16 protein-coding genes and 1 tRNA gene are annotated in these 16740 nt (G+C 53.9%); 6 read left to right on the forward strand and 11 right to left on the reverse strand.

From position 1 onward, the window contains the following. The first annotated feature begins 88 nt into the window (after nucleotides 1–88). Nucleotides 89–715 carry a TfoX/Sxy family DNA transformation protein gene (locus OWK27_RS15700; protein ID WP_267590727.1) on the forward strand — a complete coding sequence of 209 codons (627 nt, stop codon included), beginning with the start codon at nucleotides 89–91 and terminating at the stop codon, nucleotides 713–715. Here OWK27_RS15700 and yccS read toward each other — a convergent pair. Together yccS and OWK27_RS15710 are read right to left on the reverse strand one after the other, a co-directional pair. Next, entirely contained in the window at nucleotides 672–2834 is a 2163-nt protein-coding gene (gene yccS, locus OWK27_RS15705; RefSeq protein ID WP_267590728.1) for a YccS family putative transporter, read from the reverse strand. The two genes, OWK27_RS15700 and yccS, sit on opposite strands and share 44 nt — an antisense overlap. A gap of 19 nt (nucleotides 2835–2853) precedes the next feature. Further along, a complete protein-coding gene (locus OWK27_RS15710; RefSeq protein WP_148420978.1) occupies nucleotides 2854–3300 on the reverse strand; it encodes a YccF domain-containing protein in 447 nt (148 codons plus the stop codon). A gap of 122 nt (nucleotides 3301–3422) precedes the next feature. On the opposite strand from OWK27_RS15710, the gene helD reads away from it, so the two are divergent. Further along, a complete protein-coding gene (gene helD / locus OWK27_RS15715; RefSeq protein WP_267590729.1) occupies nucleotides 3423–5477 on the forward strand; it encodes a DNA helicase IV in 2055 nt (684 codons plus the stop codon). A gap of 56 nt (nucleotides 5478–5533) precedes the next feature. On the opposite strand, the gene mgsA is transcribed toward helD, so the two are convergent. Together mgsA and csgI are read right to left on the reverse strand one after the other, a co-directional pair. After that, nucleotides 5534–5992, reverse strand: a complete 459-nt coding sequence (mgsA, locus tag OWK27_RS15720; protein ID WP_148420974.1) for a methylglyoxal synthase — start codon at nucleotides 5990–5992, stop codon at nucleotides 5534–5536. An 80-nt stretch (nucleotides 5993–6072) separates the two neighbouring features. Beyond that, complete coding sequence (csgI, locus tag OWK27_RS15725; protein WP_193356361.1) at nucleotides 6073–6735, reverse strand: curli synthesis inhibitor; 663 nt, start codon at nucleotides 6733–6735, stop codon at nucleotides 6073–6075. Nucleotides 6736–6906: 171 nt separating this feature from the next. Between csgI and OWK27_RS15730 the strand changes: the two genes are divergently transcribed. Beyond that, nucleotides 6907–7320, forward strand: coding sequence for a CoA-binding protein (locus tag OWK27_RS15730; protein WP_148420970.1), 414 nt, complete (start codon nucleotides 6907–6909; stop codon nucleotides 7318–7320). A gap of 31 nt (nucleotides 7321–7351) precedes the next feature. Here OWK27_RS15730 and hspQ read toward each other — a convergent pair whose 3' ends face one another. The 5 genes from hspQ to OWK27_RS15755 all read right to left on the reverse strand — a co-directional run bounded on the left by hspQ (nucleotide 7352) and on the right by OWK27_RS15755 (nucleotide 13041). Next, nucleotides 7352–7669: a heat shock protein HspQ gene (hspQ, locus tag OWK27_RS15735; protein WP_148420968.1), complete on the reverse strand. Its 318-nt coding sequence runs from the start codon at nucleotides 7667–7669 to the stop codon at nucleotides 7352–7354. A gap of 60 nt (nucleotides 7670–7729) precedes the next feature. After that, on the reverse strand, nucleotides 7730–8920 hold the full coding sequence (rlmI, locus tag OWK27_RS15740) for a 23S rRNA (cytosine(1962)-C(5))-methyltransferase RlmI (protein WP_176610702.1): 1191 nt from the start codon (nucleotides 8918–8920) through the stop codon (nucleotides 7730–7732). Between the two features lie 91 nt (nucleotides 8921–9011). After that, nucleotides 9012–10613 (reverse strand): glycoside hydrolase family 43 protein, encoded by a 1602-nt coding sequence (locus OWK27_RS15745; RefSeq protein ID WP_267590730.1) that lies wholly within the window; start codon nucleotides 10611–10613, stop codon nucleotides 9012–9014. Between the two features lie 44 nt (nucleotides 10614–10657). Then, nucleotides 10658–11962, reverse strand: coding sequence for a glycoside-pentoside-hexuronide (GPH):cation symporter (locus OWK27_RS15750; protein ID WP_267590731.1), 1305 nt, complete (start codon nucleotides 11960–11962; stop codon nucleotides 10658–10660). A gap of 191 nt (nucleotides 11963–12153) precedes the next feature. Next, nucleotides 12154–13041 (reverse strand): AraC family transcriptional regulator, encoded by an 888-nt coding sequence (locus tag OWK27_RS15755; RefSeq protein ID WP_267590732.1) that lies wholly within the window; start codon nucleotides 13039–13041, stop codon nucleotides 12154–12156. 163 nt (nucleotides 13042–13204) lie between these two features. On the opposite strand from OWK27_RS15755, the gene yccX reads away from it, so the two are divergent. Continuing rightward, a complete protein-coding gene (yccX, locus tag OWK27_RS15760; protein ID WP_267590733.1) occupies nucleotides 13205–13486 on the forward strand; it encodes an acylphosphatase in 282 nt (93 codons plus the stop codon). On the opposite strand, the gene tusE is transcribed toward yccX, so the two are convergent. Both tusE and yccA read right to left on the reverse strand, forming a co-directional pair. Then, nucleotides 13483–13812 (reverse strand): sulfurtransferase TusE, encoded by a 330-nt coding sequence (gene tusE / locus OWK27_RS15765; protein ID WP_003858129.1) that lies wholly within the window; start codon nucleotides 13810–13812, stop codon nucleotides 13483–13485. The two genes, yccX and tusE, sit on opposite strands and share 4 nt — an antisense overlap. Before the next feature lie 88 nt (nucleotides 13813–13900). Continuing rightward, complete coding sequence (gene yccA, locus OWK27_RS15770; RefSeq protein ID WP_003858127.1) at nucleotides 13901–14560, reverse strand: FtsH protease modulator YccA; 660 nt, start codon at nucleotides 14558–14560, stop codon at nucleotides 13901–13903. 270 nt (nucleotides 14561–14830) lie between these two features. Here yccA and OWK27_RS15775 point away from each other — a divergent pair, with 270 nt between their 5' ends. Further along, the gene (locus OWK27_RS15775; RefSeq protein WP_267590734.1) at nucleotides 14831–16459 is read left to right on the forward strand and encodes an ABC transporter substrate-binding protein; all 1629 of its coding nucleotides are present in this window, start codon (nucleotides 14831–14833) and stop codon (nucleotides 16457–16459) included. Nucleotides 16460–16603: 144 nt separating this feature from the next. Beyond that, a tRNA-Ser gene (locus OWK27_RS15780) sits at nucleotides 16604–16691 on the forward strand. Nucleotides 16692–16740: the final 49 nt, after the last annotated feature.

A 16740-nucleotide genomic window follows, 5' to 3' on the forward strand; every position in this document is an offset into this window, starting at 1 on the left:
CCAACGGCAATAAGTTGCCTATTTTCCTGCTAACGGATCCGTTAGTAAGAAATATCGTGGTTAATGTTTGATTTTTAATGGAATTATCATGAAAAAGATATCTTATGAACGGATTTATCAATCCCAGGAATATCTCTCTCCGCTGGGTGAAATCCGTCATCGTGCCCTGTTTGGCGGTTATACCCTGGCCGTGGATGAAGCGGTATTTGCCATGGTGTCTGACGGCGAACTCTACCTTCGCGCCTGTGAGGAGAGTGCAAAATACTGTGTAAAAAACGCCTCTTCTTTTCTGACGTTAATGAAGCGCGGACGTCCGGTTCTGCTTAATTACTACCGCGTGGATGAAGGCCTGTGGCAAGACAGGGAAAAACTGCTTCAGCTTTCCTCTTTTGCGCTTGATGCCGCCAGGAGAGAGCGCTACCAGCGCCATCAGCGTAACCGGCTGAAGGATCTGCCGAACCTGACCTTTCAGATTGAGGTCCTGCTTTTGGAGGCGGGCATTACTAATGAAGAGACGCTACGGCAGCTGGGGTCTAAGACAAGCTGGCTGAAAATGCGCTCTAAAAATAAGGGGCTGAGTATCCGGGTATTGTTTGCGCTTGAAGGTGCTATAGAGGGATTGCATGAGGCGGCACTCCCGGCGGAGATTCGCCGGGAGCTTACGGAGTGGTTTAATGCGCTGCCCGAGTCGCAGGGGCATCGTTCCGCCAGGTAGCGATCTGCTGACGCAGTCGACAAATTTCCGGCAGCAAAGCGATAAGCAGGCCAATTTGCTGTAGGACCAGCGGCGCTTTGTTGTCGGTGCCCGGGTCAAGATGGGCGATACGCTGCGACAGTTCCTCCAGCGCCTGGTGTACCCGTGGCTCATCCGCGGGCTGATGATGAAGCGCGTCATCAACGTAGCAGACGGCGTCGTCCAGCAGCGCCAGGATACCCGGGTTCGTCAGCCTCTCGCGGTGTGCGCCGAGCGTGGAGATATAGCTGGTGAAGGTATGGTTCAGGCACAGCAGACGGAAGGCCGTTTCCCGCATCTCTGCCGTGGCGCGTGGCTCTGTGGACATATTCGAGACGACGGAAGCCAGTTCGGCATCGGTGTTGTGCGCGTCGCGGCGGGCAATGCGATAGGCCAGACGGTTATCACGGCCCTGATGGTACTGCTCCAGGATGGCATCCAGGTAGCGGCAGTTGGCGTTCATGGCTCTGTCGGACACGCGCGGTAAGTTACGAAAACGCCAGTCAGGCCAGATAAAGCTCACCGCCGCCCAGGCGATAGCGCAGCCAATCAGGGTGTCGATCACGCGGGGGAGGGCAACTTCAAACCCTTCGCCCAGCAGATTGAAGCAGAGCAGAACCAGCAGCGTAATGAACATGGTTGCGTGGGCGTACTGCACGTTACGGAAGGCAAAGAACAGGACGCCGGTGATAACAATGAGGATCAGCTGCCCTTCTACTGATGGCACAAAATAGAGGACCGGCAGCCCGATGGCGACCCCGATTAATGTCCCGACAATACGCAGCGCGAGGCGATGGCGGGTCGCGTTGTAGTTCGGCTGGCAGACGAACAGGCTGGTCAGCAGGATCCAGTACCCGTGGTGCAGCCCCGTTATCTGGATAAAGGCATAGCCCACGCACAGCACCAGCGACATCCTCACCGCGTGGCGAAAGAGCGCCGATTCGGGCGTAAAGTGGCGGCTGAGGCGCAGCCACATATCGCTAAAGCCATTCAGGCTGTCGTCGGCAAGCTGGTTTTCCGCGTCATTACCCGGCATCGCCATGGCCTGCTCAGACTCAATGGTGGCCAGCTGCGCATCAATGGCCCGCAGGTTGTTGAGCAAAAATCCCAGGGCTTTGAACTGTTCCGGCGACGTGCCGCTGGCCTGTACGCGATCGAGCGCTGCATCCAGATGACTGAACGCGCGCTCAAAGCGTGGGTCATGCTGATAGGGCGTGCGCAGCAGTATCGATCGGGCAAGCTGCTGGCAGGCCTGTGACTGCATCGACAGCAGGCGCTGGAAGCGGAACATCACGTCGCTGTAGCGAAACTTTTCGCGCAGGGCCGCGTACTGCACATGCGAGGAGCTGGCACGCTCGTGAATATCCTGGGCGGCAAAGTAATAGTGCAGGGTGCGTCGGGTGCCGCGCTGACCGCGATCGCCGCGCAGGCGGGTGAGCAGGGAGGCTTTCGTCTGGTTTAGCGTGGCGACCAGTTGCCCATTTGCCAGCGCCAGATCGTACAGCGGCGCCTGGCTGTCCTCTTCGATATCCGGATCGAACAGCCGGGATTTCAGCTCCAGATAGTGGGCCAGCTGTTCGTAACTGCGGGCAAGATTGTCCTGCAGGGCGCGAACCGGAAAAATAAGATGCCCGGTTAAGGTCAGCAGGTTATACCAGATAGCGCCCAACAGCAGCAGTACGGGCTGCTGATACCACTGATCGTAAAGGGAGACGCCCAGCATGGTGTAAATGGCAATCAGCAGGGCGCCGAACGCAATGGTGGCATAGCGTTGCCCGAGACCGCCGAGCAAAATGAATCCGCTGGTGGATACCGTCAGCCCGAGGGCGAACAGCCAGGGCCAGGGGAAAAGCAGCTCCACGGAGGCGGAAGCAATAAAGAAGCAGACCAGCGTGATAACCAGGTTACGCAAGCGTCCGGCCAGACGGTCATCGAGATCGGCAAGCGCGCCGGCCACCACCCCAAGCGTGAGAGGGATGGTGAGCTTCACATCGTTCAGCCACCACGGCAGAGCCACGGTGCCGCAGAGGGCGATAAAGATCCTGACGTTATACAGCCAGTTACTGTTCCACGTATAGCGACGAAGCAGGGGGCTTAGCATGAGAGCGGCCTGTCCTTATTTACTGAAAACGACGACGGGCATTGGCTTCACGCGCGGCTTGCGCCACTTCTACCGGAACAACCCGGCGTCCTACCGGCCACAGGGCGATGGTGGCAATTTTAAAATTAGCGATGCCAACCGGAATGCCGATAATCGTAATGCATTGGGCAATACCGGCGAAAATATGCATCAGACACAGCCACCAGCCGAAGAAGATCAGCCACAAAATATTCAGCAGCGTGCCGCCGGTGTTCATCAGGGCACTTTTTCGTTCCGGCTCCAGCTCATCCACGTGTACGGCTTCATTGCCATACGGAACGAGGGACAGCTTAGTGATTTCCCAGCAGGAGCGCGTCAGCGGCAGGGTGAAGATGAGCACGATGCTCACCAGGGTGGCAAAAAGCCAGGAAAGGGTGGTGGCAAAACCGCCAAGGACAAAATTCAACACATTCAGAACGGTACGCATAAACCCTCATTTCCTTCGATATGATTAACGCCCGCTGATTGTAACGTTTTTTTGGGCTGGAGCACCTTAAAACTGGCGGTTAAACTGTCTGACAAATTATTACCTCGTGGATCCGGCAGGATATGGAACTGAAAGCAACTTCAATGGGCAAACGCCTGGCGCAGCACCCGTACGACAAGGTTGTCCTTCTCAATGCGGGCGTCAAAGTCTCCGGTGAACGCCACGAATACCTTATTCCGTTTAATCAGCTTCTGGCTATTCACTGCAAGCGTGGGCTGGTGTGGGGCGAGCTGGAGTTCGTTCTGCCTGCTGAAAAGGTGGTACGGCTGCACGGGACGGAGTGGGCTGAAACCCAACGCTTCCACCACCATCTGAACACGCGCTGGCAGCAGTGGAGCCAGGAGATGAGCGTGATTGCCGCGCAGGTACTGCAACAGGTGCTGGACGATATAGACCAGAGCCATACCCAGCAGAAGTGGCTGACACGTCAGCAAACCGCCGGGCTTCAGCAAAAGATCGCCGAGGCGCTGACGGCATTACCTTTACCCACGGCCCGGCTTGAAGAGTTTGATAACTGCCGCGACGCATGGCGGAAGTGTCAGGCCTGGCTGAGCGATATCGAGAAAAGCCGCCTGGCGCACAATCAGGCCTGGACCGATGCAATGCTCGAGCGCTATGCCGGGTTCTTCAGTACGGTCGAGACGTCGGCCCTCAACCCCGCCCAGGCGCGTGCCGTGGTAAACGGCGAGCAGTCGCTGCTGGTGCTGGCAGGTGCCGGGAGCGGCAAAACGTCGGTGCTGGTGGCGCGTGCGGGCTGGCTTCTGACGACGGGCGAGGCGGGTGCCGACCAGATTTTGCTGCTGGCCTTTGGCCGCCAGGCCGCGCAGGAGATGGATGAACGCATCCAGGCGCGTTTGCATACTCAGGATATCTCGGCGCGCACCTTCCACTCCCTCGCCCTGCATATCATTCAGCAGGGCAGTAAAAAGGTGCCCGTAGTCAGCAAGCTGGAGAACGACGCGCAGGCCCGTCAGGCGCTGTTTATAAAAACCTGGCGACAGCAGTGCAGTGAGAAAAAGGCGCAGGCGAAAGGCTGGCGTCAGTGGCTAGAAGAGGAGCTGAACTGGGAGGTGCCGGAGGGCAGCTTCTGGCAGGATGAAAAGCTGGCGCGCCGTCTGGGCTCACGACTCGACCGCTGGGTAAGCCTGATGCGTATGCACGGCGGCTCTCAGGCCGAAATGATTGAAAGCGCGCCGGAGCCAATCCGCGCCCTGTTTTCTAAGCGAGTCAAGCTGATGGCTCCGATGCTTAAAGCCTGGAAAAGCGCGCTGAAAGACGAAAACGCGGTCGATTTTTCCGGGCTGATCCATCAGGCCATCGTCATTCTGGAGAAAGGACGCTTCGTCAGCCCGTGGAAACACATTCTGGTGGATGAGTTTCAGGATATCTCACCGCAGCGCGCGGCGCTGCTGTCGGCGCTGCGGGCGCAGAATAAACACACGTCGCTGTTTGCCGTGGGGGATGACTGGCAGGCCATCTACCGCTTTAGCGGGGCACAGCTTTCCCTCACGACGGCATTCCACCACTATTTTGGCGAGGGCGATCGCAGCGATCTCGACACCACCTACCGCTTTAACTCGCGCATTGGCGAAATTGCTAACCGGTTTATTCAGCAGAATCCGCACCAGCTGACGAAACCGCTCAACAGCCTGACGCCGGGGGATAGGAAAGCCGTCACGCTGCTGGCGGACGATTGCCTGGAGGCGCTGCTGGATAAGCTGAGCGGCTATGCGAAGCCCGACGAGCGCATTCTGGTGCTGGCGCGTTACCACCATCTCAGGCCGGCGGCGCTGGATAAGGCGGCGACCCGCTGGCCAAAGCTTCAGCTCGATTTTATGACCATTCATGCCAGCAAAGGGCAGCAGGCCGACTACGCGATCGTTGTCGGGCTAAAGGGGGGGAGCGACGGTTTCCCGGCACCGGCTCGCGAGTCGGTAATGGAGCAGGCGCTGCTGCCTGTGCCAGAGGATTTTCCGGATGCAGAAGAGCGGCGCCTGCTGTACGTGGCGATAACCCGCGCGCGCCATCGCGTGTGGCTGCTGTTCGATAAAGAGGAGCCGTCCGCGTTTGTCGACGTGCTGAAAAGCATTGACGTGCCGGTGGCGAGAAAGCCGTAACGAGCCGCACAGAACTTTTTTTGCCCGGCACGCGCAGCGCTACCGGGCAAATAAGGCTACTTGAGCCTCTCGGCGAGATAACGCTGATAGTCAGGGATCAGGATCTCCACCGGCGCGTTAAACTGCGGCGACTCAATGATGAAATCTGCCGTTGAAAGATTGGTGGCCACCGGAATGTTCCACACCGTCGCCAGACGCAGCAGCGCCTTAACGTCCGGATCGTGCGGAACCGCGTTCAGCGGATCCCAGAAGAAGATCAGCACGTCAATCTTTCCTTCCGAAATCTGAGCCCCTACCTGCTGATCGCCCCCCATCGGGCCGCTCAGCATGGCGTTCACTTCCAGACCGGTTTCGCGGTGGATCAGGTTGCCGGTTGTCCCCGTAGCCGAAAGGGCATGATTCTGTAACAGAGGCTGATGGCGACGAACCCAGTTAAGCAGCATTTGTTTACAGTGATCGTGCGCAACCAGAGCAATGTGCTTGCGCGACGGCAGTGTGCGTGTTGTCAGTTCCATAATCATATCCGTGAGGTTACCTCGCTACACGATGACGGGAACTGACTGATGCTGCAAGAGAAAGGACAAAAAAATGTGGCTCATGACGACGGTTGTCTTTTCGCCCATTTCAGAAAACGGGCGCGCGTGTCCGGATCGGCATTCTGGAACCAGAACCTGAGCCGCTGCTCGGTAAGCGTCTGCGACTGAGGGGGAAGCTCATCCAGCTCTGAAACGCCCGAAAGCAGGGCGCTGTCATCCGCCATCACCGCGGCAAACTGGGGCAGGGAGGCGCGCCTGCTGGCCCTGTTGTAGATCCCGGTATCCGCTTCATAGTCTGTTCCCTTTGGCCTTTTTGTCAGCGCCAGAATATCCAGCTGCACCGGGATCGGCACTGCGTTCCCATCCACCAGTTCAACGCGCGGCGAGGCATCGAATGCCAGAGACTCTTTTTCTGTCTCAAGGCGAGGAAGACGAAAATTAACCTGGCTGATGCGCCGGGTATTAAAGCTGACAACCAGCGGAGGCGAAGTGTACACCTGCTGTTCGCCGTCGGCGAGGCGGATAGTCTTTTCCACCCGCAATACCACCTGATGCGGCCCGTTATCCAGCTCGATACTGTCCGCGCCGCGCAGGAGCGAGCTGGAAACTTTTTTCCCGTCCAGAACCAGCAGGTCAATATCGGCTGAAAGTCTCAGGCTGGTCGCGAAAACGCAAACCGGCATGATTAACGCGATCGCGGTCCAGGCAATGCCGGTTTTCATAGCGGGCTCCCGTAGAAAACATCCTCTGCAAGAATGTATCAAAATTTTTCGATTATCACGTTTACTAACATATAGACATATTCTGCCCTTTTGCCCTCATGCTTCTGCATGGGGCGCGTGGTTGAGATGCCCGCTTTGGCGTACACTTTGAAAAAAACCAGGAGGAAGAGTATGAAAGAGAACGACATTGTCGAGATACTGACGTCCACGCGCACTATCGCGCTGGTCGGGGCGAGCGACAAACCCGATCGCCCAAGCTATCGTGTAATGAAATACCTTCTGGATCAGGGCTATCACGTGATCCCTGTCTCGCCGAAGGTGGCGGGTAAAACGCTGCTGGGACAGCAGGGCTACGCGACGCTCGCGGAAGTGCCGGAGAAAGTGGATATGGTGGACGTTTTCCGCAACTCGGAGGCCGCGTGGGGCGTAGCGCAGGAGGCGATTGCGATTGGGGCGAAAACGCTGTGGATGCAGCTGGGGGTAATCAACGAGCAGGCAGCAGTATTAGCCCGTGATGCCGGGCTGAAGGTAGTTATGGATCGCTGTCCGGCGATCGACATTCCCCGTCTCGGTCTCGCGAAATAAAAAAAGCCCGGTTACGGGCTTTTTTACACCTTTAATTTCGCAGTCTCGGCGCCTGAAGCTGTTTGCGGATGGTCTGAGCAAGCTCGTCCATAGTGGGTTGTTCCGGATGCTCATCCTGCAGTTCACCGCTCAGCTGCGCTTCGGCAAGATAGGTATGGACGGGCTGACCGTCGTCGCCCTCCATCACCACGTGATACCAGGGCGCGGCGCGAAGCTCTGCGTTCACCGCCAGCTCGTCCGCTGACGGTTCATCAAGGGAATATTCCGGGTCGATATCCACGACCACCCCCAAATATCCAAGCAAGGTGTGGCGGACCTGCTGGCCGATACCGAATTTGCTGGCAATCATAGTCACCTCCCGGGAAACATTACATACACACTATGTGCGGGCAATATTTCTCATTTCAAGTTACATGACGCGACAGGCAAACCCTTTCAGATACAGCCCTTCCGGGTAGGTAGCGATCACCGGGTGATCGGCGGCCTGACGGAACTGCTCTATAAATTGTACATCACGACCAGCATCTATAGCGGCATCGGCGATGATTTTTTGGAATAAATCGGTGGTCATCAGGCCAGAGCAGGAGAACGTCAGCAGCACGCCGCCCGGGTTCAGCAGCTGGATCGCCAGCATGTTGATGTCTTTATAGCCACGGCAGGCGCCCATCAGCTGACTTTTATTCTCCACGAACTTCGGCGGGTCCATCACGATGACGTCAAATTTTTCGCCCTGGTCGCGGTATTTACGCAGCAGTTTGAATACGTCGTCGCGAACAAATTCCGCTTTGCTCAGGTCCAGCCCGTTCAGCTCGACGTTCTGTTTCGCCACATCCAGCGCTTCCTGCGAGGTGTCGACGCTGACAACCTGGGCACAGCCGCCCATCAGTGCAGAGACCGCGAAGCCGCCGGTATAGGAGAAGCAGTTCAGCACGCGCTTATCGGCAACATACTGGCGGGTTGCCAGACGGCTATCGCGCTGATCGAGGTAATAGCCGGTCTTATGACCGCCCTGGATATCCACCAGCAGCTTCATGCCGTGTTCTTCGATAGGCAGCAGGGCAGGCGGTAGTTCACCGGTTACCGGGCCTTGCGTCAGCTCCATGCCCTCTTTTTTACGCACCGCCACGTCGCTGCGGTCGTAAATAGCACAGTCCGGGTACAGCGTTTGCAGCGCGCTAATCAGCGCGGCACGCTGATACTCCGCCCCGGCGCTTAACAGTTGCAGCACCAGGAAGTTGCCGAAGCGGTCAATGGTGACCCCCGGCAGGCCGTCGGACTCACCGGCGATCAGACGGTAGCTGTCCAGCCCGTCACGTTTTGCCAGCCACTCACGCCACTGCTGCGCCTGCTGCAGGCGGCGGACAAAGAAGTCGATGTCGATGGTTTCGTCTTTATCGAACGTCCAGACGCGGGCGCGGATCTGGGATGCAGGCGAGTATGCGCCGCGCGCTAACCACTTCCCCTGATGGTCAACGATATCGATGGTTTCACCGAGGCTGGCTTTACCTTCCATTCGGGCAACCGCGCCGGAAAAGACCCAGGGATGACGGCGCAGTAATGACTTCTCGCGCCCTTTGGCTAACACTAAACGTACGCTCATAATTTCTTTTCTGTCGATTTCAGGGAAATGGCGCGTAGAGTAGCACAGAAGGCCTGTGTCAATCATCTGCGGGTACTCTGCGCCCGCTTAACTAAAAATCTTCAGAGAAATAGGCAAAGTAGTCAAAATCTGCCGGGATATGTTCACCCGTAAAATCCTGGCAACACATCCCCACAAACGCACCCGTGAAGCGCTCTATCCCACGCTCCTTAAAATACTCGTCGGAAAGTTTGCTGTATTCAATGTAACCACCAATGGGGATCCACTGTTTTTCATCCAGAGAATAGTAAAAGCGAGCGCCGTCATCTTTGACGCAGACTCTGAGATACACCAGGCCTTCTGCGGCGATTGTTACCCCTTCCTTTGTGGGGAGTGAGAACCTGTTCAGGTCATTTACCATGACATTGACCGTTCGTTCTCCCGCGTCGTTACAGGATACGTTCAGGTAGATATAGTTACTGGTGTCGTAATAGCAGACCAGCCCAGCCATCTGCTGGAAGGAGCGCGGACTAAAATCGACGCAAGTTTGCGCGGTAAAGGTAAAGTCGGTCTGTCTTCTTGCCAGCAGGCTTTGGGAGTGCTGTGAACTCAGTGATTCATAACCGCGTAGGCGCAACCATCCGTGCCGCTCCTTTAAGGTGCACATTTCCTCACTTAGCGGGATGCGTAAAGACTGAAAGTGGAGGGGAAGGGTCGGGGTATCAAAATCATCCCGTGTCGGCATCTTTGGCCACGGACGTTCTTTCAGACGCGTCTGCACCGTTAATTCCGGCATAATGTTGTTGTTTGTTAAGCGCAGCCAACCGTCATCCGTCCAGTAAACATGTTGAATAGCGGTTTCACGTCCCATTGGGCTGCGTCCTTTCGAGGGCAGCGGTCGTCCGCATAAATGCACGATAAACCACTCGCCCAGACCATTTTCAAAAAGATCGGCATGACCAACGCGCTGTAAGGGCAGGCGACAGTCAAATCGGGAGGTCATCATCTGTCCGACAGGATCGGTTTCGTAAGGACCAAATAGATGTCTGGAGCGCGCTAGCGTGACGCCATGATGATAGAAGGTGCCACCTTCGGCGACTAACAAATAGAACCAGCCGTTCAGTTCATAAAGGTGTGGTCCCTCGGTGATCCCCAGAGCGGTACCGGCATATATTTTTCGGCACTCCCCAATTAAGCGTTTACTCTGCTCATCGTATTGCTGAATGATAATGCCATTCCATTTCGGAAATCCTGCCTCCCCGCCGTCCATGTAGCTCATCTCCATGCTGACAAGCCATTTGGTGCCATCACTATGATGGAAGAGCGATGGATCAATACCTCTGCTGTTGAGATACGTTGGCTCAGACCAGTCACCTTCGATATCGTCCGTTGTCACGATAAAGTTATTGGGGTCCCAGAAACGACCCGTCACATTTTTGACATCGGTATAAACGAGATAAAATTTTCCGGCGTTATAGGTCAGGCAGGGGGCATAAATGCCACCAGAATCAGGATTTCCACGCATGTTCAACTGACTCTTCCTTTTCAGGGGGTGTGAGATCGGTTGCCAGTTTTTGAGATCGTATGATTTATACAGACAAACGCCTGGAAACCATTCAAACGTGGATGTGGCTAAATAATAGGCCTCTCCCACTCTAATTATTGAGGGATCTGGATTAAAACCTGGGATAATGGGGTTGGTTATTATCGTCATATACAATTCCTGTCATCAAAATAGCGTTGGTGAAATGAGGGGCATCACGTATTGTGGGTCCGGTATTGCCTCATGATGAGATACATAATGAAAACAAAAGCGGCAGGGATAAGAGTAAAAATGAGGCGTACAATGAGAATGGCGAGTTCTGTTTGGATCGCAGCGCTGCCAACATAGCCACCGAGCGTCAGCAGCCAGCCGATGATAGCGCCCCCGACCGCAATACCAATTTTTATAGCGAAAAGATTCGTTGAGAAGACCAAACCGCTTAGCGACAGACGTGACTTTTTTTCTACGTTATCAATAATATCGCTCAACAGACTCCACTGTAGCGGTGCAGAACTGGCGTCTATAAAATGAATCAGGCAGATTGCCAGACAGGTTGCAAGTATAAAGTGGGAAGGAATAGCGAAAAGGATAACCAATATTAGCACTTGTGCAATCAAAGAGGCTTTATATGACAATACCCGATCGTAATGTCTATATAAATATGGTGTCGACAGTGCGCCAACGAAGCGTGTGCAGAGGATGATGATCAACACCAGCCCCACAAGATCGGGTCTTTTCAGGTAATAGCTCACAAAATAGATCGCGCCACCAGTTTTCAATATGCCAGCGATAAGGCTGGCTATATTCAGGCTGAATATGCAACGCCAGTTATGATCTTTTACCACGATGGACAGATCGTCGTAGATGCCGCGAACGTTACGCTTTTTATCGACTTTTTTTGTGTAATATTCTTTGGTCATCGCAAAGCAGCAGTAAAACATGATGGTGCTTATCCCGCCCATAATAACCATTGCAAGAAAATAACCTTTCTGTAAATCGCCTTCACCCAGGATTTTTGTTAGCGGTAGCGCCACGACGGAAACAATTATTCCTCCCAGGGCAGCAAAGGCAAAACGGTATGACTGCATTGACACGCGCTCTTTTGAATCACCGGAAATGTTATTAATCAATGCGCAGTAGGGGACGTTAACGAGCGAATAAAAAAGAGAGAGTGCGGTATAGGATGCATAGGCGTAGACAATTTTAGCCGTCTCGCCCAGCTCGGGGGTATAAAACGTCAGGGCGCCAAAAATACCGAAAGGCAGCGAGAACCAGAGAATATAGGGTCTGAACTGACCGTGCCGGGTCTGTGTATGGTCGGCAAGGTAGCCGATGTAAACGTCGGCAATCGCGTCAAAGGCCCGTACGACAAGGAACATAGTGCCCATATGAAAAGCGCTCAGGCCATAGACGTCAGTATAAAAGTAGGCCATGAACAGCATTATCGTTTGCCAGATAATATTGGACGCACCATCACCTAGCCCATAACCAATCTTTTCTTTAAATCCTATTTCTTTCATAATAAATACCTTTTAACCAGGATGATTACGAATCAGAAGTGAGTGGCCGGTCTCACGTTAAAAGATAAGGATTAAGTACATAAAAAAATGTATGAGGAATGTCTTTTTATATAATTATTTTGCGCGAGCAGATTTGTGCCGATCACACTTTTATCATTCGCCAATGTGGAAACCCTTTGGTCGGCTTCCTTTTAAAGCGGTGCGTTATGGCCGATTTTTAACTGTTCAGATGTAAGATTGCTGTTCCTGAATTTTTTAGGCGTAACGCCAATAATCTTCCGGAACTGAAAACAGTAGTAGGCTGCATCGGTGAACTCACATTTGTAAGCAATGTCGGTAATGCTGAGTTCGGTATTACGCAGCAGCTGTATCGACCTCGCTATTTTTTTACGCAGAAGATAGTCCTTAAAGCTGACCTGCATGATTTTTTTGAAGGTTCTGGAAAAGTGGCTGGGTGAAAGCCCGACCGATTCAGCGGCTTCGTTTAAGCTAATATTGAATGAAGTTTGCGTCTCCATGCGGATGACGAACGCCATAATTACCGCAAAAATGGATTGATGATCCGTATCTGGGATGATTTTTTTTGCGCTTATAGCATGTTGCAGAACGGTATTCAGTAACAATATCATTAACGGTTTAACGTCTTTTTCAGAGTGGGTCACCTCATTGATTTCTGAGAACCACTTGAAAACAAATTGTAATCGCTCGGCCTCTTTTTTCTCCAGGCAGGAGATGACGCCCGTATGGGGGCCAAGTGTGGGAACGGGGTAGGAGAGATTGCTAAGCGCAGTATGATCGTACTGTAAAATAAAACGCTCATGATCTGATGTGTAATCCAGTTCCATATCATGTAGCGTCAGTGGGCTCACGTAGACAAAGGTGTTATTCTTCAGCGTATATTTTTCTCTGCCAATACTAAAACTGCCGCTGGCTTTGTAAAACCACATGATTTCATGTTCCAGATGCATATGTGGTTTTATGTACATACCTCCTTCGGGTACTTTTTCCTGGCCGCGTAATATGTAATTCAATCCCGCTTTCGTTTCCAGCTTTTCAAAGAAATAATCTGATGGTGGCATAGGTTTTTCCTAAAGGCCGTCTGGTTATCCAGTTATTTTGATACCATATTCCGGGACGATTTAAAAACCGGCATAATTTGCTATTCTTTGAATTCTAGCTAAAGCGGCGCTTTCCTGCGATGAGTAGGAGAGACAGCACCGAGAACGGATGAGGAGAACATCGATGTCAAACATCTGCACTATTGCCTGGGTCCACGGCCTCGTACAGGGGGTCGGTTTTCGATACAGCACCCAGCGTGAAGCCCTTCAGCTCGGGCTTACGGGGTATGCCCGTAACATGGATGACGGCAGCGTGGAAGTTGTCGCCTGCGGTGAGGCGGATAGGGTAGAGAAGCTGGTGGCGTGGCTGAAAGCGGGCGGGCCGCGAAGCGCGCGGGTTGACAAGGTCTTAACGGAACCGCATCAACCCGGCCGGGAATACGCTGACTTCAGTATTCGCTATTAAATGCATTTTACCGGTTTTGGCAGGCCGGCAATTTTGGTCGCCTGTTTTGCCGGGCCTTTCGGGAACAGGCGATACAGATAGCGACTGTTGCCTTTCTCCTCGCCAAATTTGTTCGCCATGGCTTTGACCAGCATGCGGATGGCCGGAGAGGTGTTGAATTCAAGGTAAAACTCGCGCACAAAGCGCACCACTTCCCAGTGTTCCGGGGAGAGGGTAATCCCTTCGTTTTCCGCAATTTTCTCCGCCAGCGCTTCGCTCCACTGGCTGCTCTCTTTCAGATAACCATCGTTATCGGTTTCGATCTCTTTGCCTTCAAAACTCAACATAATCATTCACGCGTTAGTCAAATACCGCAGCAGTTTACCAAAAAAACAAAGCCCCGCATAAGCGGGGCTTTTTTCACAGCACGGTGAGTTAATCGCGGCTGGCGAAGCCCAGGATGCTCAGCAGGCTGACGAAAATGTTGTACAGCGACACGTACAGACTCACGGTCGCGCGGATATAGTTCGTCTCACCGCCGTGAATGATGTTGCTGGTTTCATACAGGATGGCGCCAGATGAAATCAGGATAAACACCGCGCTGATTGCCAGGTGCAGAGCAGGCAATTGCAGGAAGATGTTTGCCAGCATGCCCACCAGCACAATCACGATACCCGCCATCAGCATGCCGCCGAGGAAGGACATGTCCTTACGGGTGGTCAGCACGTAGGCCGAGCAGCAGAAGAACACCAGCGCGGTACCGCCCAGCGCCATACCGATCACATCACCCATGCCGGCAGACAGGTACGCGTTCAGGATTGGCCCCAGGATGTACCCCAGGAAGCCCGTAAAGGCGAATGCGGACAGAATACCCACCGGTTTGTCGGCGGTTTTGTAGGTCAGGAACATCAGACCATACATACCCACCAGCGTCAGGATCAGGCCCGGAGACGGCAGCATCAGCACGGTGCTGGCCGTTGCGGTAATGGCCGAAAACGCCAGCGTCAGGCTGAGCATAAAATAGGTATTGCGCAGCACCTTGTGGGTGCTGAGTAGCGATGTGCGGTCGCGTGAGGAAGTAATTATACGATCCATGAGTCACTCTCTTATGACAGATGTAATTAACGGAAAGAATAGGAAACGGCGCGGCAGTCTCAAAGTGGTTTTACCCATCTTTACTCAGCCCCTTAGGGTTTGTGCCGGTTTTTTCTTCTGATAAAGCCCATTTCTTCAGAAGGAAGCACGGTTTGCCTGACGTATTCAGATCAACCTCTTATAGGTTACTGAAAAATATTGCGTTATTTCACTAAGGCCGCTAAGAGTTATTTCCGGATCGTCATAAAAACAGACAATAAGGCGAAGGAAATGAAACCACAAACGCGCACACACGCTGCACTCTCACTGATAACCGCGGGGATCCTGAGCGCCAGCACGGCCGCCTGGGCCGCAAGCGTACCGGCAGGAACCCAGCTGGCTGAGAAGCAGGAGCTGGTCAGGAACAACGGAAGTGAACCCGCTTCCCTCGACCCGCATAAAGTCGAAAGCGATGTCGAATTCAATATTATCAGCGATTTATTCGACGGGCTGGTCAGCGTCTCCCCGGCAGGGGAGATCCAGCCGCGCCTGGCGGAGAAATGGGAGAATAAAGATAACACCGTCTGGACCTTCCATCTGCGCCCGGGCATTACCTGGAGCGATGGAAGCGCCATCACCGCGGAAGATATCGTCTGGAGCTGGCAGCGGCTGGTGGACCCGAAAACCGCCTCACCGTATGCCAGCTATCCCGGCAGCATGCGTATCGTTAACGGCGCCGATATTGCCGAAGGCAAAAAAGCGCCCGCGTCGCTGGGGGTAAAAGCCATCAATGACAGCACGCTGGAAGTCACGCTCACGCAGCCGAATGCCGCCTTCCTCGCGATGCTGGCACACCCGTCTCTGGTGCCGATAGATAAGGTCCTGGTAGGTCGTTTCGGCGATAAATGGACCAAACCGGAACACATCGTCAGCAGCGGTGCCTATAAGCTGTCGACGTGGGTGGTTAACGAACGCATTGTGGCGGAGCGTAACCCGCGCTACTGGGATAATGCCCATACCGTGATCAACAGGGTGACATATCTGCCTGTTTCCTCCGAGGCGGCTGATGTGAACCGCTATAAAGCGGGAGAAATCGATATTGTCTACACGGTGCCAGTAAACCAGTTCGCCCGGCTTAAGAAAACGCTGGGCAGCCAGCTGGACGTCTCCCCGCAGCTTGCCACCTACTATTATGAATTCAACACCAGCCGCGCGCCGTTCAACGATGCGCGCGTGCGAAAGGCGCTCAATATGGCGCTCGATAAAGACATCATTGCAGATAAAGTGATGGGGCAAGGGCAGCGCCCGGCGTGGCTTATCAGTCAGCCGGACATTGGTGGCGTTAAGTTACAGAACCCGGACTACGCCAGCTGGCCGCGGGACAAACGTATTGCCGAGGCGAAAAAACTGCTCGAAGAGGCCGGATATAACGCCAGCCATCCACTGAGTTTTAATCTGCTGTATAACACCTCTGAAACACACCAGCGTATCGCCATTGCCGCCAGCTCGATGTGGAAAAAGAACCTCGGCGTGGAGGCGAAGCTGCAAAATCAGGAGTGGAAAACCATGCTTGATACCAAGCACACCCATAATTTTGACGCGGTGCGCTACGCCTGGATTGCCGATTACGATGACGCCTCCACTTTCCTGAATAACTTCCGTACCGGGGATAGCCAAAACACCACGCAGTACAGCAATCCTGAGTACGACCAGGCGCTGGCGAATGCGGCAAAATCAAAAACGCCGCAAGAGCGCGGAAAGTTTTATCAGCAGGCAGAGGATCTGCTGGGGCGTGACGTGCCGGCGATCCCCGTCTACCACTACGTTCGCACACACCTTGTGAAGCCGTGGGTAGGGGGATTCACCCCGGACAAGCTCGGGTATTACTACACGAAAGATATGTACATCGAAAAGCACTAAACCTCGGTGGTGGATTTTATGCTGGCAAAATGGCCAATATGTCGTCAATTCAACCGATTAAACGCAATTTGGCTATTTTTAAAGCGAACGAATGCGCGTGCTCTTTACAGCGCGCGGTGAGGTGTTTATAGTTCGCCTCACCTAGGAAGCGTGGCCGAGCGGTTGAAGGCACCGGTCTTGAAAACCGGCGACCCGAAAGGGTTCTAGAGTTCGAATCTCTACGCTTCCGCCAAATTCGAAAACCCTGCGATAGCAATATCGCAGGTTTTTTTGCTTCTGTT

Source organism: Enterobacter cloacae complex sp. 2022EL-00788, from assembly GCF_026627565.1.
GTDB lineage: Bacteria > Pseudomonadota > Gammaproteobacteria > Enterobacterales > Enterobacteriaceae > Enterobacter > Enterobacter pasteurii.